Origin of the sequence: Kiloniella majae, from assembly GCF_002118315.1 — a bacterium.
GTDB classification, from domain to species: Bacteria; Pseudomonadota; Alphaproteobacteria; order Kiloniellales; family Kiloniellaceae; genus Kiloniella; species Kiloniella majae.
On the sequence record NZ_MTSZ01000042.1, the window covers coordinates 1 to 253 of the forward strand.

Consider the following 253-nt stretch of genomic DNA (forward strand, 5'->3'; position numbering starts at 1 on the left):
GATGGGTTTGTAGCTGAGTGTGCTGATTTAACGGATGTACTTAAAATGGCATCAGACGTGAATGAAAAGTTGTTAAAGTTTGATGTCGGGATAAACAACGCGGGAATTTATACCACATCAGCGGCAACGACCAAAGATAATTTGGACATACGATTTGTGGTCAATTACTTAGCGCCTTATGAGCTGACCAATGCGCTATTACCGTTACTCAAACAATCTGGCGAATCTTATATTGGGAATCCGCGCATCGTCA

Annotated in this window: 1 protein-coding gene; it reads left to right on the top strand. The window is 41.9% G+C overall.

Annotated features, from left to right (window positions below):
- On the top strand, positions 1-253 hold a 253-nt coding region (locus BKB51_RS20570; protein ID WP_125911898.1), incomplete at both ends, for an SDR family NAD(P)-dependent oxidoreductase.